This window comes from Streptococcus sp. A25, assembly GCF_043674095.1.
Taxonomy (GTDB): Bacteria; Bacillota; Bacilli; order Lactobacillales; family Streptococcaceae; genus Streptococcus; species Streptococcus suis_V.
This window is the reverse complement of record NZ_JBIMJO010000018.1, coordinates 36,152-55,919: the sequence shown is the minus strand read 5'-3', so window position 1 is coordinate 55,919 and position 19,768 is coordinate 36,152. Positions and strand designations below refer to the sequence as shown.

Genomic DNA, 19,768 nt, shown 5'->3' with positions numbered 1-19,768 from the left:
GCTAGCCCAGACAGCTTAACCTCTGGATCTCTAGTTATCAATGAACTTGTTGCACTTGACTTGACAATGTGCGAAAATTTACAAATAACATATTATCAGGATTTTGAAGATAATACATACTTTGTTCCTTTTTTATTCTAAGTAATATCCTTTGGGAGAAGACCTAATCTATGTATTCCTGAAAAATATAATGCCTACCGTAGATTCCTACTGGGATGCTTAGGAACGAATCCACTCGTGGCTATATGTATGAATCCCTCAGCAGCTAATGAGGACTATAGCGATCGTACAATCAACCGAATTCTAAATGCTAGTAAAAAATTATATGAAGATAAGCTCACCGTTGAATTCAAGTATGGGATTGAGATTGACGAAGAGATATAGAATATTAACCGCCAATTAAGGGCTAACCCCCTTTGGCGGTTTTTAATGGATTTTTTTAATTTAAAAGTTGCTTAAAATAACTTATTATGTTAAAATAAACAGTAATCCAAATAAGAATTTAGGAGGAACCGAAACTATGACAGCCTCAATGCGTTTAAGATAAGCTGGCAATAAAAAAAGCAGAATCTACCCCCAATGATAGGCTTTTTTGTTGTGCTTATTTATACGATATTGAGCATTAATTAGTTACGGTGAGGATAAAGGTTATAAAACTATACCTTTATTTAACTATGCCTTTAATATGAATGTTTTCAAATTGTATGTATGCAGACCAAAAGCCACATTGTGGATTTAGACCTGCATTTTTTTATTGCCTAGAATGCTATTCAAAATAGAAATTTAAGCAAAATAATATGCAGGAGATAATATAAATGGAAAAATACAACAATTGGAAACTTAAGTTTTATACAATATGGGCAGGGCAAGCAGTATCATTAATCACTAGTGCCATCTTGCAAATGGCGATTATTTTTTACCTTACAGAAAAAACTGGATCCGCGATGGTCTTGTCTATGGCTTCACTATTAGTTTTTTTACCCTATGCGGTCTTTGGACCTGCAATTGGTGTGCTAGTGGATCGTCATGATAGGAAGAAGATAATGATTGGTGCTGATTTAATTATCGCAGCAGCTGGTTCGGTGCTTACTATTGTTGCATTCTATATGGAGCTACCTGTCTGGATGGTTATGATAGTATTGTTTATCCGTAGCATTGGAACAGCTTTTCACACCCCGGCTCTCAATGCGGTTACGCCACTTTTAGTACCAGAAGAACAGCTTACGAAATGTGCAGGCTATAGTCAGTCTTTGCAGTCTATAAGCTATATTGTTAGTCCGGCGGTTGCAGCACTCTTATACTCCGTTTGGGAACTAAATGCTATCATTGCCATCGATGTATTGGGTGCTGTGATTGCATCTATTACGGTAGCAATTGTACGTATTCCTAAGCTGGGTGATCGCGTGCAAAGTTTGGACCCAAATTTCATAAGAGAAATGAAAGAAGGAATGGCTGTACTACGGCAAAATAAAGGATTATTTGCTTTATTACTCGTTGGAACATTATATATGTTTGTTTATATGCCCATAAATGCATTATATCCTTTAATCACTATGGAATATTTTAATGGTACACCGATGCATATTTCTATTACGGAGATTGCTTATGCCTCTGGTATGTTGATAGGGGGTCTATTATTAGGGTTATTTGGGAATTACCAAAAGCGAATCTTATTAATAATGGCATCCATTTTTATGATGGGGATAAGCTTAACCATTTCAGGATTACTTCCCCAAAGTGGATTTTTCATTTTTGTAGTCTGCTGTGCAATAATGGGGCTTTCTGTTCCGTTTTACAGCGGTGTGCAAACAGCTCTTTTTCAGGAGAAAATTAAGCCTGAATATTTAGGACGTGTATTTTCTTTAACTGGAAGTATCATGTCTCTTGCTATGCCAATTGGATTAATTCTTTCTGCACTCTTTGCTGATAGAATCGGTGTAAATCATTGGTTTTTACTATCAGGTATTTTAATTATTTGCATTGCAATAGTTTGCCCAATGATAAATGAGATTAGAAAATTAGATTTAAAATAAACAATATTGGAGGGATATTTATGTATCTTGTTTTCATGTAATTCTTCCTGCTAAAATCGCAGGGTTTTTCCTGCGTACAAGCAAATGAAAACATGCGATTATAGACAGGAGGAAATGTTATGGAATTAATATTAAAAGCAAAAGACATTCGTGTGGAATTCAAAGGACACGATGTTTTAGATATAAATGAATTAGAAGTATATGATTATGACCGTATTGGTTTAGTAGGAGCAAATGGTGCAGGAAAAAGCACTTTATTCAAGGTACTTTTAGGAGAATTAATTCCCCCAGGATGTAAAATGAATCATCTGGGTGAACTTGCCTATATTCCCCAGTTGGACGAAGTAACTCTGCAGGAGGAAAAAGATTTTGCGCTTGTAGGCAAGCTAGGTGTTGAGCAATTAAATATACAGACCATGAGCGGTGGTGAAGAAACAAGGCTTAAAATAGCACAGGCCTTATCGGCACAGGTTCATGGTATTTTAGCGGATGAACCTACGAGCCATTTAGACCGTGAAGGAATTGATTTTCTAATAGGACAGCTAAAATATTTTACAGGTGCACTGTTAGTTATTAGCCATGACCGCTATTTTCTTGATGAAATAGTAGATAAAATATGGGAACTGAAAGATGGCAAAATCACTGAGTATTGGGGAAACTATTCTGATTATCTTCGTCAGAAAGAGGAAGAACGTAAGAGACAAGCTGCAGAATACGAACAATTTATTGCGGAACGTGCTCGATTGGAAAGGGCTGCGGAGGAAAAGCGAAAACAGGCTCGTAAAATAGAACAGAAGGCAAAAGGTTCTTCAAAGAAAAAAAGTACTGAAGGCGGAGGGCGTTTAGCTCATCAAAAATCAATAGGAAGTAAGGAAAAAAAGATGCATAATGCCGCTAAATCCCTAGAGAACAGGATTGCGGCATTAGGAAAAGTAGAAGCTCCGGAAGGCATTCGCAGAATTCGTTTCAGGCAAAGTAAAGCATTGGAGCTCCATAATCCATACCCTATAGTCGGTGCGGAAATTAATAAAGTATTTGGGGATAAGGCACTGTTTGAAAATGCATCTTTTCAAATTCCGCTAGGAGCAAAAGTGGCGTTAACTGGTGGTAATGGAACCGGGAAAACAACTTTAATCCAAATGATCTTAAACCATGAAGAAGGAATTTCTATTTCACCTAAGGCAAAAATAGGTTACTTTGCACAGAATGGTTACAAGTACAACAGTAATCAGAATGTTATGGAGTTTATGCAGAAGGATTGTGATTACAATATATCAGAAATTCGTTCTGTGCTAGCATCTATGGGGTTCAAACAGAACGATATTGGAAAAAGTTTATCTGTTTTAAGCGGTGGAGAAATTATAAAATTGTTGCTTGCTAAAATGCTTATGGGTAGATATAACATCCTAATAATGGATGAACCCAGTAACTTCCTTGACATACCAAGTTTAGAGGCTTTGGAAATACTAATGAAGGAGTACACCGGAACTATCGTGTTTATCACCCACGATAACCGATTACTCGAAAATGTAGCTGATGTAGTTTATGAAATTAGAGATAAGAAAATAAATATGAAACATTAAATTTAAGGTAGTCGCTGGTCAGTATAGTCTGTTCTGGCTGGCGACTCCATTGTTAAAGAGTATAAAGACTTTAGATTTTATGAAGATTAAAAATAGGAACAGTCAATTGAACTGCTCCTATTTTTCTGCTAAATATGTTACTTTTTGCCCAAAAATAACGTTTTTGTAGTTTTGACAGCCCTGTGGTCCATCAAAACTACAAACGCTCTCCGAGGGGGCTTGCATACGGCACATTCGCCCTAAGGACAAAAAAACAACATCCTCAAATCACAAGGACATTGTTTAGAAATTATCTGCTACAATAATGAGCTGTAATACTTTATACAGTCCTCAAGCAGCTTTGAATTTAATTGAAAAAGAATTCAACAGGCTATGTACCTTTTTCGCATAAAAAAAGCGTCTTCATGATTATTACACAATCAAAGTAAGGAGCTTTTAGAAATTTTATGTGTTAATAGAAAACACTGTGGAATTCATTGGCTTCTATATAGCAAAAGAATTTTTGATAAACTAATTTGAAAATAATCTATAAAATTACGGAGAAGATAGACGAATAATTGCCAGTGATAATATATAGCATTTTTAGTAATTTTCTATTCGTTTATCAATATTGAAATTTTTTATATTAAAACCAGTCCTCGTTATTCAAGGGCTGGTTTTATTATCTAGCAAGACATGAGTCAATAATTAGTTGAAGCACAATGCGTCAGTTGACAGTACTCTAGTGTGAGATGAGTTTATAATTGATTTTTGTTCGCATGGCTTGCGATGATTTCCATCTGGCCTGTGAAGGTCCAGTCAGTCACATCTGCAGGCAAGATAAAGTGGGTCCCTTTTTCAAGTGGGTAGCTAGTTTCACCGACTTGGATGGAACCTTGGCCTTCTATGACACTGACGAGTAGGTAAGGAATAGTTTGCTTCAGCTGAATTTCTCCCTTGATTTGCCATTTATAGACAGAGAAGAAGGGATTTGAAACAAGGAGGGTTGTGTCAAGTTTGCCTACTTTGAGTTGGGCAGGTGTGGAATTAGCTACGGGCCCGATTGTCAATACGTCGATAGATTTTTCAATGTGAAGTTCACGGAGGTTCCCAGCGTCATCACGGCGATCAAAGTCATAGACACGGTAGGTTGTATCGCTAGATTGTTGGGTTTCTAGTATCATGATACCTTTACCGATAGCGTGCATGGTGCCGCTTGGCACAAAGAAGAAATCACCCTTTTTGACGGATACATGGGTCAACAGCTTGTCCCAATCTCCAGCTTCAATTTGCTGACGGAGTTCTTCTTTGGATTGGGCATTGTGGCCATAAATGATTTCAGCTCCGTCCTCGGCTTCTAAAATGTACCAACATTCTGTCTTGCCCAATTCACCTTCGTGAGCCAAGCCATAGCTATCATCGGGATGGACTTGGACGCTAAGCCAATCGTCTGCATCAAGGATTTTAGTTAATAATGGAAAGACATTATCTGTGGGATTGCCAAATAAATGTTTTTCATTCTGATAGAGGTCATCCAGTCCTCTTCCTTTAAATTGACCATTTGAGACAGTTGTTACACCGTTTGGGTGGGCAGATATAGCCCAACATTCACCAGTCTTTTCACTAGGAATATCATAGTGGTAGTTGGTTTTCAGGCGTTGACCTCCCCAAATTTTTTCGTGCATTACAGGTGTGAGAAACAAGGGTTCCATGATTTTCTCCTTCATAATAAGAATTCTACTATAAAAGTATAACAGATTTTTCAGAAAAAGTTATAAAATTTTATAAAAAAGTATATATTTTTAAACAAAAGTATATACTTTTTAAAAATCTTGTGTTATAATGAAAGCGTAAACAAATGCAAAGAAAAAATAATGGAGGAGAAATCTATGAAAAAAGCATTGTTTAAATTTGGTGTCACAGCAGCAGCAGCTGCACTTGTTTTAGCGGGATGTGCTAGTGGAGGTGGAAGTAGCCAAAGTGAGGATGGAAATGAAACCATCACCTTTATTAACCACAAGACAGACTGGGAAGGAAATGGCAAATGGGATGAGTACATTGCTAAGTTCAATGAAAAATACCCTGACATCACTGTAGAAGTTCAAACCATCACGGACTATGCTGGTCAGATGAAGACCCGTATGAATTCCAAAGAGTATGGCGATGTTCTAATGATTCCAGGTGATATTCAACCGCAAGATTACGCAACCTTCTTTGAACCGTTGGGAGACAAGGCTGAGTTAGAAAAGACTTATCTCGGTTTGAACGATCGTTCATTTGAAGGAGTCTCATACGGTATTCCGAGTCAGATGAATGCTACTGGTATGGTAGTAAATATGAAGGTATTTGAAGACGCAGGTATAAAAGAGTTTCCTAAAACTCCTGAAAGCTTTCTAGCAGCTTTGAAAACCATCAAGGAAAAGAACAATGATGTAGTTCCACTTTATACCAACTACGCAGCTGGTTGGACGCTATCAAACTGGGACTTTACTCGTGCTGGAGCTGCAGGGGATGTAGATTTTACCAACAAAATGACGTCTGATACTTCGCCATTTGACCAAGAAGATACAATGGGAACAATTTACAAGCTTTTGTATGATGTAGCCAAAGAAGGTTTGATTGAAGCAGATCCAACAACAACTGACTGGGAGCAATCAAAAGTTGATTTAGCAAATGGTAAGATTGCAGTCATGGTCTTGGGTAGCTGGGCCGTTCCACAAATCCAATCAGCAAATCCAGATAATGCATCAAACATTACTTTCCAAGCCTTTCCAATGACTGCATCTGATGGCAAACAATATATGCCAGTTGGTGGAGACTATAACTATGGTATTAGCGTTCATTCAGAACACAAAGAAGCAGCTCGTAAATTCGTAGACTGGATGGTCAACGAATCTGATTATGCCAAAGACAATGGTGGACTTCCAACTGTAAAAGGTGCAGATTATCCAGAAGCATTGCAGGCAAGTAAAGAAGCTGGTGTAGAATTGTTTGAAGAAAATCCAGCACCAGAAGGAAAAGAATCACTCTTCAGCGATATTAATAACCAATCTGAATTGGGTATTGGTACAACTGACCTTGAAAAACAACGCATCATTGATGCTGCAGTAGGGAACTCTTCTGAGACTTACCAAGATATTATGAAGGATTTCAACACTCGTTGGGCAGATGCCATTAAAGCAGTTGCTGGCAACTAAGAATAGTGGTGGGCTGGTTGGAATTCTCTAACTGGCCCGCTAGTTATTTGAGGAGGATCTTATGCTTAAGATGAAAATGAGTCAAGCGGCTGAAAAGCGTCTATTGATTTTCACGTTTACAATTATTCCTGTGCTATTATTGTTAACATTTTCTTATTATCCCTTGGTGAAAATGTTTCAATATAGTTTAACCAATTGGAATGGGTACTCTCCCAATCCGGATTTTGTCGGTTTGGACAATTACAAGACCATTTTAACAAAACCTGCTTATTTTACGGTTTTTAAGACTAGTTTTTATTACTTTATTGCAACTTTCTTCCAGTTGGGAATTGCACTTTTGTTTGCGACAATCTTATCTTTCAAGGTAAAATTTGCTAATTTTTGGAAGGGGATTCTCTTTTTCCCTTATCTTTTAAATGGTGTTGCGATTGGTTTCATCTTCTTGTATTTCTACAAAGGCGGAGGAACCTTGGATACGGTTCTTGAGATGTTAGGCTTGGGGGATCAGATTCAACTTTGGTTGGGAAATCGAGAAATTAATAATATTTCTCTTGCCTTTACCTCTGTTTGGCGCTATACAGGCTTTAATTTCCTTGTTTTCCTTGGTGCCATTCAATCCATCAATCCAGAGATTTATGAAGCGGCAGAAATTGACGGTGCCAATCGTTGGGACCAGTTTATCTATATTATTTTTCCAAGTATCCGAAATATCATCTTTTTGAATATTATTCTTGGTGTTAGTGGCTCACTGAGTGTATTTGACATTCCATACATTATGACAGGTGGTTCAAACGGCACTACAACCTTTGTGATTCAAACAATCGATACAGCCTTTAAGTATAACAAGGTTGGTTTGGCTTCTGCTATGGCCATTATTCTCTTGGTCATTGTCGTAGTAGTGACCTTGGTGCAACGCTATGCTACGCAGGAAAGGAAATAAACGATGAGAAAAGAGAAATTGACAATTGGCAAGGTCTTCCAATACCTTGTCCTCATTCTAGGAGCAGTCGTTGCACTGTTGCCCATCTTGGTTGTGTTTATTGGTTCCTTTAAATCAAACAATGAATTTTTGAGCAGCAATGTCCTCGCTCTTCCTAAAACCTGGGATTTTTCAAACTATAAAACAGCCTTTGTCAATGGACAGATGCTTTTGGGTTTTAAAAATACGCTGATCATTTTTGTGGCTAGTATGATTGGGAAGTTGACCTTGGCATCCATGTTTGCCTATGCAATGAGTCGCTTTGATTTTAAATTGAAGAAAGTGATTCTCGGTCTTTTCATGATTGCTATGTTGATTCCAGGGATTACCAGTCAAGTAGCAACCTTCCAAATCATTAATTCCCTCGGCTTGTTTAACACTATTTGGGCTGTTATCTTGTTGAATTTGGGAACTGATGTGATCTCAGTTTATGTCTTTATGCAGTATTTAGATGAAATTTCAATTTCATTGGATGAATCAGCCTACCTTGATGGAGCAAGTCACTTTGGGATTTTCTGGAGAATTATTCTGCCAAACTTAAAGGCCCCAATTGTGACCATGTTGATTATCAGTGGTGTAGGTGTCTATAATGACTTCTATAGCCCGTTCTTGTATATGCCAGATCGGAATTTGAAAGTGATTTCAACAGCCCTCTTCGCCTTTAAAGGGCCATATGGTACTAACTGGCCAGTCATTCTAGCAGGTGTTATTATTGTTATCTTGCCAATTTTAATTGTATTCTTGTCCCTCCAAAAATACATTTACAATGGGGTGGCTGGTTCTGTTAAGTAGTCAATCATGTGATAGAAAGGAGGACTCATGGAGAAACAATCTCGTTTAATTGCAACCATCAATGGAGTCTATGTCTTGGCTAAAGCCTCAAACTATTTTTGGTGGGGCTTGGTGAGAAGAGGATTCGTTTACGGTTGGTACGGTGCCTTGGCAACTTGTTTGGCACTATATGAAAGTTCACAGCCCTATTATGTGAGTTTGAAAGAAGTGGATTATCTTCCTAAAGAATCCAAAGTTTCAGAGATGCTCATTTCTTCCTTTATGACCTTTGCTTTTCTATTATCCCTGGTCAGCTGGTTTGGTTTGCTTCAAAACTATTCAGACCAGCTCTTGCTAGGCTTTCTTGTGGGAAGTATGTTTTGGCTAGTATTGATGGTTTGGCTTCCCTATTACCAAAGAGTAGCGGGCCCTCATTTTAAAAAGAGTTTAGCAATGAGTTTGTACTTGATTTCTCGCAATCTTAATGATGTGGCTGTGCAAGGCACCATTTTAACTCTTCTATTCTATCTTGCCCTTACAAAACATCTCCTTATCTGGTTTTTCATGCCGGGTATCTATTGTCTGGTCCTTACAAAAATCAGTCAATTAAGAAAGGAAAAAAAGAATGATACGGGTTTATGAACAAGACTTATATTTTCATTTAAAAAATGACCACATTTCCTATATTTTTCGGGTGATGGAAGATACAGGAATACTGGAACATCTCTATTATGGCGCTTCGATTGCTGATTATGATCAGTTCGACTGGCTCTTAGAACGAGAGATTCGGCCTGGAAACAATCTGGTGGCTGGGAAATTATTGACTTCCCTAGAACATATCAAGCAAGAAATGCCCGTTTTTGGAACGACAGATTTTCGTTACCCAGCTCTTGAAATGACCTATCCAGACGGAGACTCTATCAGTCATTTTCGCTATCAAGGATATAAGATTTTTGATGGAAAGGTAGTCCTTGAGCCCCTGCCAGGAACTTTTGGGGAAGCAGAGCAGGTTCAGGTTTTGGAGGTTTATCTGAAGGATGATTATTCGGATGTCTATTTGACCTTGCGCTATGCCATTTACAGAGATTTGCCTGTTATAACACGTCAGGCTATTTTACGAAATGGTGGTCAGCAGGAGTATTCTGTAAAACAACTGGCTAGTCTGAACCTAGACCTCCCCAATGAACAGTATGAGTGGCTTCACCTAGATGGAGCTTGGGCGCGTGAAAATCACCTATCACGTGAAAAAATTCATCGGGGAATTCAACATGTTTCCTCCACGCGTGGAGCTAGTAGCCATGTTCACAATACTTTCCTTGCTATTTGCCAACCGCAAACGACAGAGAGTCAGGGGCAGGTCTATGGCTTTGGTTTGATCTATAGTGGAAATTTCCGTGCCCAAATAGAATTGGATAATTATGACCGACTACGAGTCCAATTAGGCATCAATCCTTTTCAGTTTCAGTGGCAATTGAAACCAAATGAAATGTTTGTTAGTCCTGAAGCTGTCATGGTTTTTAGCGAAAATGGATTGACAGGTATGAGTCAGGCCTTTCATCATCTTTTTAGAGAGCATCTCATTCGGAGTTCTTGGAAAAATAAACCTCGTCCAGTTCTCTTAAATAGCTGGGAGGCAACCTATTTTGATTTTGATGAGAAAAAGATACTTGATATTGCAGAGGCAGCAAGGGAACTAGGAGTAGATTTATTTGTCCTAGATGATGGTTGGTTTGGCAATCGAAAAAGTGATAAGGGTTCCTTGGGGAACTGGGTTGAAAGCCACGAAAAATTACCAAATGGTTTAGCCAGTCTTGGCCAAAAGATTCATGCAATGGGACTTCAATTTGGTTTATGGTTTGAGCCAGAGATGGTTTCAGAAGATACTCCTATATATCGTGAGCATCCTGATTGGATCATTGGACATCCGCAGAAAAATATTTCACAAGGTCGAAACCAATATGTCCTCAATTTTGGGAATCCCAAAGTGGTTGATGAGGTTTATAGGCAGATGGATGCCATCTTGCAGGAGGTTCCGATTGATTATCTGAAACTTGATATGAATCGCTATATATCAGAGGCCTATTCTTCTGACTATTTGCCAGACCAGCAGGGAGAGCTGGCTCATCGCTATATTCTGGGTGTCTATGATTTGTATAATCGCCTAAGCAAGAATTATCCACATATCTTGATTGAATCCTGTGCGGGTGGAGGAGCACGATTTGATGCTGGTATGCTCTATTACAGTCCGCAAATTTGGACTAGCGATGATACAGACGCAATAGAACGATTGGCTATTCAGACCGGAACTTCTATGCTTTACCCACTGTCTAGTATGGGCAGTCATGTTTCAGCAGTTCCCAACCATCAAGTTGCTCGCGTCACATCCCTCGATATGAGAAAGAATGTAGCTTTCTTTGGTATGTTTGGTTATGAATTAAACCCTCTGGCGTTGACCGAAGAGGAAAAAGAAGAAATCAAGCAGCAAATTAAAGAGTATAAATCCCATCAAGGGTTGGTGATGCAGGGAGATTTTTACCGCCTAGAAACAGGCGATAGTAACCGAGTTGCATGGATGGTTGTGAGCCAAGATCAATCAGAGGCTTTAGTTGGGCATTTTCAACTTTTAGCCCAGCCGAATCCGACCTATCAACGCTTGAAATTAAGAGGATTAAAAGCAGATGTTTCTTATAAAGTACAAGAAAAACAGTCTGAGACACTTCGCTTTGGGAGAGATTTGGAAACGATCGGCCTATTATTGAACGAAAATTATCTAGGCCGTGAAGTGGAGTACTGGTCTAGAGTGATGCCAGGCGACTTTTCGTCTAAATTATTTTATTTAAAAATGGTCTAGACAAGAATTCGGTCACGAGTAGGTATATAATAAAGTAAAGCGTTTTCGTATTTTCTGTTTGACAATCAATCCATTACATGAACTGCTGTCTTGGTTTGTTAAGCTGATAATGATTAGAAGGAGGCAATCATGGAAAAGTATAATGTGATTGCAAATGATGTTAGAAGAAAAATTTTAGATGGTATTTATAAAGCTAATGACCAGCTTCCTTTTGAGAAGGATTTGTGTGAGGTTTATGAAGTTAGTAAAATGACGGTTAAGAAAGCCTTGGACATTCTTGTTGCAGAAGGGTTAATTATTAAACGTCGGGGGGCTGGTACGTTTGTCAAAGATTTATCAGTAGAGGATATGGAGAAGATGGTAGTAGGCAGTCAAATGATTGGTACCTCTGCATATTACCCAACTCGTACAGTGACCAGTAAGGTTTTGCATTTTGAAATAATTGCCGCGTCAGAAAAAGTAGCCAATAAGCTCAATATTCCAATTGGTAGTTTTGTTTATGACATTGAACGTGTCCGGATATTAGATGGAAGTCCACTAGTTATGGAAAATACCTTTATGCCTGTTTCAGTCATACCTGATTTAAGGTTGAAAAATGTAGAAGAATCTATCTATGAGTATATTCAAGATACCTTAGGGATGAAAATTCAAAGTGCTCACCGCAATATTACAGTTCGCAAAGCATCTGATTCTGAAGTAACACATTTAGAATTAGAACAAGGAGATCCTGTTGGTATAGTGGAACAAATTGGCTTTTTATCTAACGGGACAACCTTTGAGTATTCTATCAGTACCCATCGCTATGATACCTTCAGTATTGAAATGATGATTCGACAAGATTAGGAGAACATATGGCTTTACTAGTTTGTGATATGGGAGGAACTGCTGTGAAAGTTGCCCTCTACAATCAGGGGCAACTCTCCCATCAGTCTTCTTTTCCAACTCCAGACAGTTGGGAAGATATGAAAATTGAATTAAAAAAATTACAAGAAAGATTTTCAGCAAATCAGTTGACAGGAGTGGCTTTTTCCAGTCCCGGTTCTGTCAATACGGAAGAGGGAGTCATTTATGGCAAGAGTGCCATTCCCTATATACACCGTTTTCCTATTCAAAAGGAGTTGAGTGACTTATTTGGACTACCTGTTTCGATTGAAAATGATGCCAACTGTGCAGCTTTGGCAGAATTGCATCTTGGAGTAGCCAAGGATAGCGCATCATCTATCTTCTTCATCATTGGTTCTGGAGTAGGTGGAGCTGTTGCCCAGGGGAATTCCTTACTAAAAGGGGAAAATCTCTTTGGTGGGGAATTTGGTTATATGATCCTCCAGGATGGTATGACCTTGAGTCACCTAGTCAGTCCTGTTCACGTGGCAAACCGTTTTGCGCAGGCAGAAGGCATAGCTGAATCTTTCTCAGGAAAAGATTTGTTTTCTCTGGCTGACCAAGGACATGAAAAGGCCAGACAGGTAGTGGAAGGCATCTATCAGAGTCTAGCTATCGGAATTTACAATGTGTTGATGACTGTAAATCCAGAACTTGTTGCAATTGGTGGAGGCATTTCCGTTCGGGAAGAATTGGTAGAGGAAGTCAGAAAGCGCCTAGACCAGATTATTTTAGAGGCGGATGCTACAGATTTGACATTCAAACTGGAAGCTTGCCAATACCGAAATGATGCCAACTTACTTGGCGCAGCTGCCCATTTTGTGAGCCAATATGGAGAATAAATATGAAGCTATACAAGGATGATACCATCGTCTTTTTCGGAGACTCAATTACAGAGTGGGGGCGAGATAAGAATGATGCAGGAAGCTTGGGACATGGTTATGTTAATCACGTTGCAGGCCAATTAGCCGCTCGGTATCCACAAGCCCGTTTTTCTTTCTATAACAGGGGAATTGGTGGAAACAAGGTTGCAGATTTGAATGCCCGTATTTATGAATGTCTTGACCTTAACCCGACAGCCATCTTACTCATGGTGGGAATCAATGACGTTTGGCATACTGTTGGCCTAGAATCATTTGGAAGTCATGCAGAGCAGGAAAGGTTTGAACAGGAGTATCGCAAACTACTGACGAGTTTGAAAAAGGCAGGAGTAGAACGAATCCTGGTTATGGAGCCCTTTGTCCTGCCTTATCCCTTGGATAGACGGGAATGGCGAGTTGATTTAGATTCTAAAATTCAGATTGTGCGACGCTTGGTTCAGGAATTTGATTTGGAACTAGTTCCCTTAGATGGACTACTAAATGAACAAGCCATTCTCCACTCTGCACAGTACTTGACAGGTGAAGATGGTGTCCATCCGACACTAGCAGGTGCAGCGTTTATTGGGAATGAGGTTCTCAAACGTTTGCAGGTGGAGGTATAGGATGAGAACGAAAGATGCTCTAACACTTTGGGGTGACTATGGTGGTAGTCAATCAAAACCAAAAGATTTTGATGCATTCTGGGAAAGAGCTTTGAATGGGGTTGATGAAAAAGGTCTAGACTATCAGTTGAGACCAGTCTCTTTTAAAAGTCCGCTTGCAGATTGTTTTGAACTTGTTTTTTCAGCTTTGGACGGCTCTAGGATTGTCTGTCAAATTTTGAAACCCAAGGGAGCAATAGAGAAATATCCAGTCATCTTTCAATTTCACGGCTATCACACCAATGTCGGAGACTGGTCTGATAAATTGACTCTGGTTTCCTTGGGCTATATGGTTGTAGCTATGGATGTTCCTGGACAGGGTGGCGCTTCTCAGGATTCTAGCCAGACAAAGGGAGGAACTCTCAAAGGACATTTACTCAGAGGAGTGGAGGAAGGTCCGGAGAATTTATTTTATAAGCGGGTCTACCAAGCCATTTATCAGCTTACTCAGATTGTGAAATCGATGCCTGAGGTTGACAGTAAACGTATGTATAGTTATGGCGTTTCCCAAGGAGGGGCATTAGCCTTGGTTTGTGCCAGTCTTTGTCCGCAGGTAAAGGCCAGCTTTGTCCAATATCCATTTCTCAGTGACTTTAGAGAAGCCTATGGACTACAAGCAGAACAATCAGCCTATGAAGAAATCCCTTATTATTTCCGATTTCGAGATCCGTTACATGAAACGGAAGAAGCGGTATTTAGTGCCCTGGATTACATTGACATCCAATACTTGGTGTCACGGGTTCAAGCCAAAGTCTTGTGGGGTATGGCTCTAGAAGATCGAATCTGCCACCCCAAAACGCAATTTGCGGTCTATAATCAATTACAATCAGAAAAAGAATTACTCTTTTATCCAGAATTTGGACATGAGTATTTACCGAAATTTAACGATATGATGCATCAACGATTATGTGCAGAAGGAGAAGATGATGAAAGAATTTCCAGCTAATTTTTGGTGGGGAGCAGCCACATCTGGTCCCCAAAGCGAAGGGCGTTTTGCTAAAAAACACGCCAATATGTTTGACTACTGGTATGAGATAGAGCCAGAAGTTTTCTACAATCAAGTTGGTCCCGATACGGCGTCTAACTTTTACAACAGTTTTCGTGAAGATATTGCTCTCATGAAAGAGGTTGGTCTCAACAGTGTGCGGACCTCTATCCAATGGACGCGTTTGATTGATGATTTGGAAACCAATACGGTCAATCAGGATGCGATTGCTTTCTACAATCAAGTGATTGATTGTTTCATTGAAAATGGTATTCGCCCAGTGATGAACTTACACCATTTTGACTTGCCAGTTGAGCTCTATCACAAGTACGGTGGCTGGGAGTCTCGTCATGTGGTGGACCTCTATGTTGGCTTTGCGGAGCAGGCCTTCAAACACTTCGGTGACCGTGTCAAAGAATGGACAACTCATAATGAGCCAATGGTCGTTGTGGATGGAGAGTACCTTTATCAATTCCATTATCCTAAAATAGTGGATGGGAAAAAAGCTGTTCAGGTAGCCTATCATCTCAACCTTGCCTCTGCCAAAGCCATTTCCAAATTCCGTGAGTTAGGCTTGGATAAGGATGGCGGACGCATTGGTACAGTCTTGAACTTGACGCCAACCTATGCAGCCTCAGAAGCGCCAGCTGACCAAGAAGCAGCTAAATTTGCTGAACTCTGGAACAATAAGATGTTCTTGGAACCAGCTATCTACGGACATTTTCCAGCAGAACTAGAGGAAGTCTTGAGACGCGACAAGGTTATCTGGCAAACAGAATCTGAAGATGCTGCTATTTTCAAGAACAACACTGTGGATTTCCTTGGGGTCAACTTCTACCATCCAAACCGTGTGAAGGCGCCAGACATCGCTCCAAATTCTGTAGGTGACTGGATGCCTACCCGCTATTATGACCATTATGACATGCCTGGACGTCGGATGAATATTGATAAGGGCTGGGAAATCTATCCTGAAGCCATGTATGATATTGCCATCAATATTCGTGACAATTACAAGAATATTCCATGGTTTGTTTCTGAAAATGGTATGGGAGTTTCACGAGAAGAACGGTTCTTGGATGAGAGTGGTCAGATTCAAGATGACTATCGGATTGATTTTATCCGTGAGCATCTGGAATTTCTTCATAAGGGAATCCAAGAAGGTTCTAATTGCTTTGGTTATCACCTCTGGACACCGATTGATTGCTGGTCATGGACCAATGCTTATCGCAATCGCTATGGATTTATCTCAAATAATATCCATACGCAGGTGAAAACCATTAAAAAATCAGGTGAGTGGTTTAAAACTGTTGCTGGTCAAAATGGATTGAACTAAGAAGCTGCTGGAACACCTTGTGCAAAGGACATCAGGTCCTTTAAGTGTGAAAAGTAGTGCTTTGCCATGGGAGGTTTGACCTCCCGATGACATCGGTTCATTTTTTGATGGAGAGCGGTTTTACAATAATCGCTCTTTTTTGCGGTCAATTTTTGGAAAAAATAGATAAAAAGGAGTCTAAAATGGGAAACAGACTGACGAAATCAAGTGTTTTAGCAGGTGTTTTGGTGGCTAGTTGTATGTTGGGAGGGCATGCTGTTATGGCGGAAGAAACAAGTTCGGACCCTATTCTTTCAACAGAAGTTATTCCTTCACCAGTAGGGGAACTTTCTGTCGACACAGAAATGAAAGCGGTTCCCGATGAAAACTCTGAAATCAAAGTCTCAGATGAAAATACGGAAACACAAGCTACATCTGCTCCACAAATTGTTGAAGTAAAGACTGATGAGCCTAGTAGTGAAGAAACAGGAGTTGTAACAGAGATTCAGTCAGAGACAACAGAGGAGGTTGTAGCTACTGAAGGGGTGGAGACTGAAAGTACAAGAGATAGTGTGGTTCTCAATATGGTTGATGAGAAGGCCAGTCAGGAGACCAAGGAATTACTGGACTATCTCAAGGAAAAGGCGGCCAGTCCAGACATCTTGTTTGGACAACAGCATGCCCTTGATGAAGGAGTGAGCTTGACCAGTGAAGGCAGTCGAGCAGGCTCGACTGAATCTGAGGTAAAAAATGCTGTTGGGGATTATCCTGCAATTTTTGGTTGGGATACGCTATCTCTAGACGGTCATGAAAAGCCTGGCGTGGCAGGGGATCCTGAACAAAGCTTGAACAATGTCATCGAATCCATGAAAACTGCTCACAAACTAGGAGGGGCAGTCGTTCTCAGTATGCACCCCTATAATTTTGTGACGGGTGGAAATTTCAATGATAGCTCTGGCAATGTCGTGTCTGAAATTCTACCAGGTGGTACGAAAAACACAGAGTTTAATCAATGGTTGGATCGAATTGCCAGTCTGGCTGAGGGATTAAAGGATGATGAAGGTAAGGATACTCCACTTATTTTTCGTCCCTTCCACGAGCAGAATGGTTCTTGGTTCTGGTGGGGTGCCAGCACAACCAAACCCGACCAATACAAGGCTCTTTATCGCTACACTGTTGAGTATCTTCGTGACCAGAAAAATATTCATAATATCCTCTATGTATATTCGCCAAATACAGCTACACCTGGGGACCAAGAACGTTATTTAGAGACCTATCCTGGTGATGCTTATGTGGACATTTTAGGAATAGATTCCTATGATTCAAAAGACAATGCAGGGTCAGAACAATTCCTTTCAGGCTTGGTGAAAGACCTCTCCATGATAGTGGACTTAGCAGAACAAAAAGGGAAAGTAGCAGCCTTGACAGAATTTGGCTATAGCGCCCAAGGTCTCAATAAAACCGGCAATACCTTAGATTGGTATAGCCGCATCTTTAACACCATTCAATCTGACCAAAAGGCCTCTAAAATTGCCTACATGCTGACTTGGGCAAATTTTGGTCTGCCTAATAACCTCTACGTTCCTTATCGTGATGTCAATGGTAGCCTTGGTGGAGACCATGAATTATTGCCAGACTTTGAAAGATTTTATCAGTATGCCAATACTGTATTTGCCAAGGAAGTGGGCCAAATTTATGGAAAGGGTAAGAATTTCCAAACAAGTCCCGTAACTAATTCAGCCTATCTGATCCGTCCAGCAAATGGGGATATTATTGGTCAGCAAGAGGTCACTATTGTTGTCAAGCCAAGTCAGGAGGATGATGCCGTATCTGTGACAATTGGCGACCAAATTTATCAGCTTTCCAAGGAAGGTCAGTATTTTACAGCAACTATTACACTTCCGGTTGAGTTAGACAATCAAGTCTTGATTGCAACCATCCTATACACCAGTAAGGGACAGGAAACCAAGCAGGAGCAAGTAAAACTATATACTCGTTTCACGCAGAACACAGAATCCCCCCTTATAGTTGATACTTTTGAGCAATATTTTGGAGACAATAGTTTACTGCACCAAGCTTACTCATCGAACGGGGATAAGATTCAAATTAGCTTATCTGAAAACCAAAAGCAAGAAGGCAAATATGGCATGGTCTATGACTATGAAGTTGGAGATAAAGGCTATGCTGGACGCCAAATTTCCTTTGAAAAAAATTGGCAAGGAGCCAACGCTTTAAGTTTCTGGCTCAAACATAGCGGTTATCCTCAACACTTGACTGTCCAAATACGCATTGGCAATGTCAGCTATGAGAAAAATATTGCCTTGAACGAAGCATTCGAAGGTCTCGTCAGCTTGCCACTCGCTGAATTTCTACCAGCTGCTTGGGAAGGCAATCAAAGTGCACGCATTGATCAAGTTGGATTAGGCCAAGTAACCCAATTCGCCTTATATTTGGGAGGCGAAAAAGGGACTGGTACTCTTTACGTCGATGATATTCAAGCAGTCACTAGAGAAGATTTACCTGAAATCGTGGACAAATATGAGCCAGAAGTAGCAACTTATCAACCGACGATTTATCGCTTTGATGAGGGAGTTGAAAAATGGAACGGTACTGATTTGAAGACAGAAGCTGGACAGCTTGTTGCCACTATTTCTGGTGAAAAAGATCAGAAAACAGAAATCAATCTCCAAGCCAATCAAGACCTATCCAACTATAATTGGTATGTTGTTAAACTAAAAACAAGTTCTCCTGTTCAAGCCAAACTCTACGTCAAAGTTGGTGATAGTTGGCAATGGCTTAATAATGAAATGGCAATAGTTAATGACCAGTGGACGGATTTACGATTCGATTTGTCAGAGATTGCGGAGCGTTTTAATACACGTGAAATTGGTATTGAGTTCTTGGGGCAAGGTAGTGAAGGGCCAATTCAAGTACAGATTGACAAGATTGCTATAATAAAAGACCTTGCTGAGTTAGAAGACAAGGGGAACGAGGAAAGTTTAGAAGAAGAACCATCTGCAGACGGTGCACCAAGTTCACCTGTAGAAAAAGAAGAACAAAGTAAGGATGGAAATCCAATACGAGAAGATTCAAATGGGGACCAATCAGTTGAAACGCCACTAAACTCAATGATAGAAGAGGTACAGAATAAAATGCATGAATCAGTCCCAATTGAGCAAGTGAATCCCCAAAAAAATGAAACGAAACATCAATCACCGATCCCTTGTGGTCACATTTTACAAACTAGAAGTCGGCTAGATGTTAGGGCAGATATGACAGAACAAACTTCTGAGATAGCTTCTAAATCCTTACCACAGACAGGTGATGGCAGCGGTTTATCCTTTATAGTGTTAGGTCTAGGACTCTTGTCAGCAGTTCGATGTTTTAAATTGAAAAAATGAAATTAATACTCATCTCCTAAAATAGCTTGGAGCAAGACTCTCCTTAATTCAAAAAACCACTGACTTATAATGAGCCAGTGGGTTTATTACTTATCCGAATCAAAATCTTATTTCAAAAAAGGTAGTGATTCGACTGATTTGTACTGTAATATAGTGAAAGTTCATCTTTCAAAAATCGCATTAAATCAAGGGTTCTACCGTCTATTGACGTGTAGTGAATCTCTATTTGTCTTCAGTAAAAGTTCAGTAGATAATATTAATAAAAAAAAATCA

15 protein-coding genes are annotated in these 19,768 nt (G+C 39.8%); 14 read left to right on the top strand and 1 reads right to left on the bottom strand.

Features of this window, described 5'->3' with window-relative positions; translation table 11 throughout:
- The first annotated feature begins 237 nt into the window (after window positions 1–237).
- From ACHBID_RS08745 to msr(D), 3 genes are all read left to right on the top strand, one after another.
- The gene (locus ACHBID_RS08745) at window positions 238–384 is read left to right on the top strand and encodes a DUF1643 domain-containing protein (RefSeq protein ID WP_394732153.1); all 147 of its coding nucleotides are present in this window, start codon (window positions 238–240) and stop codon (window positions 382–384) included.
- 431 nt (window positions 385–815) lie between these two features.
- Entirely contained in the window at window positions 816–2,033 is a 1,218-nt protein-coding gene (mef(A), locus tag ACHBID_RS08740; protein WP_394732152.1) for a macrolide efflux MFS transporter Mef(A), read from the top strand.
- Window positions 2,034–2,152: 119 nt separating this feature from the next.
- Entirely contained in the window at window positions 2,153–3,616 is a 1,464-nt protein-coding gene (gene msr(D), locus ACHBID_RS08735) for an ABC-F type ribosomal protection protein Msr(D) (protein ID WP_394732151.1), read from the top strand.
- Between the two features lie 737 nt (window positions 3,617–4,353).
- Here the strand turns inward: msr(D) and manA are convergent.
- On the bottom strand, window positions 4,354–5,310 hold the full coding sequence (gene manA / locus ACHBID_RS08730; protein WP_172067157.1) for a mannose-6-phosphate isomerase, class I: 957 nt from the start codon (window positions 5,308–5,310) through the stop codon (window positions 4,354–4,356).
- Window positions 5,311–5,484: 174 nt separating this feature from the next.
- On the opposite strand from manA, the gene ACHBID_RS08725 reads away from it, so the two are divergent.
- From ACHBID_RS08725 to ACHBID_RS08675, 11 genes are all read left to right on the top strand, one after another.
- The gene (locus tag ACHBID_RS08725; protein WP_394732150.1) at window positions 5,485–6,792 is read left to right on the top strand and encodes an ABC transporter substrate-binding protein; all 1,308 of its coding nucleotides are present in this window, start codon (window positions 5,485–5,487) and stop codon (window positions 6,790–6,792) included.
- 61 nt (window positions 6,793–6,853) lie between these two features.
- Window positions 6,854–7,732: a carbohydrate ABC transporter permease gene (locus ACHBID_RS08720; RefSeq protein WP_172084544.1), complete on the top strand. Its 879-nt coding sequence runs from the start codon at window positions 6,854–6,856 to the stop codon at window positions 7,730–7,732.
- Between the two features lie 3 nt (window positions 7,733–7,735).
- Window positions 7,736–8,563 carry a carbohydrate ABC transporter permease gene (locus ACHBID_RS08715; RefSeq protein ID WP_105112824.1) on the top strand — a complete coding sequence of 276 codons (828 nt, stop codon included), beginning with the start codon at window positions 7,736–7,738 and terminating at the stop codon, window positions 8,561–8,563.
- Between the two features lie 27 nt (window positions 8,564–8,590).
- Window positions 8,591–9,184, top strand: coding sequence for a hypothetical protein (locus ACHBID_RS08710; RefSeq protein ID WP_394732149.1), 594 nt, complete (start codon window positions 8,591–8,593; stop codon window positions 9,182–9,184).
- Window positions 9,168–11,393 (top strand): alpha-galactosidase, encoded by a 2,226-nt coding sequence (locus ACHBID_RS08705; RefSeq protein WP_394732148.1) that lies wholly within the window; start codon window positions 9,168–9,170, stop codon window positions 11,391–11,393. The genes ACHBID_RS08710 and ACHBID_RS08705 overlap by 17 nt, the downstream gene beginning before the upstream one ends.
- Before the next feature lie 129 nt (window positions 11,394–11,522).
- Entirely contained in the window at window positions 11,523–12,236 is a 714-nt protein-coding gene (locus ACHBID_RS08700; RefSeq protein ID WP_105096314.1) for a GntR family transcriptional regulator, read from the top strand.
- 8 nt (window positions 12,237–12,244) lie between these two features.
- Complete coding sequence (locus ACHBID_RS08695; RefSeq protein WP_172008869.1) at window positions 12,245–13,117, top strand: ROK family protein; 873 nt, start codon at window positions 12,245–12,247, stop codon at window positions 13,115–13,117.
- Window positions 13,118–13,119: 2 nt separating this feature from the next.
- A complete protein-coding gene (locus ACHBID_RS08690; protein WP_394732146.1) occupies window positions 13,120–13,758 on the top strand; it encodes an SGNH/GDSL hydrolase family protein in 639 nt (212 codons plus the stop codon).
- A gap of 1 nt (window position 13,759) precedes the next feature.
- A complete protein-coding gene (locus ACHBID_RS08685) occupies window positions 13,760–14,743 on the top strand; it encodes an acetylxylan esterase (protein WP_172008865.1) in 984 nt (327 codons plus the stop codon).
- Window positions 14,724–16,115, top strand: coding sequence for a family 1 glycosylhydrolase (locus tag ACHBID_RS08680; protein WP_172067156.1), 1,392 nt, complete (start codon window positions 14,724–14,726; stop codon window positions 16,113–16,115). The genes ACHBID_RS08685 and ACHBID_RS08680 overlap by 20 nt, the downstream gene beginning before the upstream one ends.
- Before the next feature lie 182 nt (window positions 16,116–16,297).
- The gene (locus ACHBID_RS08675) at window positions 16,298–19,495 is read left to right on the top strand and encodes a glycoside hydrolase family 26 protein (RefSeq protein WP_394732145.1); all 3,198 of its coding nucleotides are present in this window, start codon (window positions 16,298–16,300) and stop codon (window positions 19,493–19,495) included.
- Window positions 19,496–19,768: the final 273 nt, after the last annotated feature.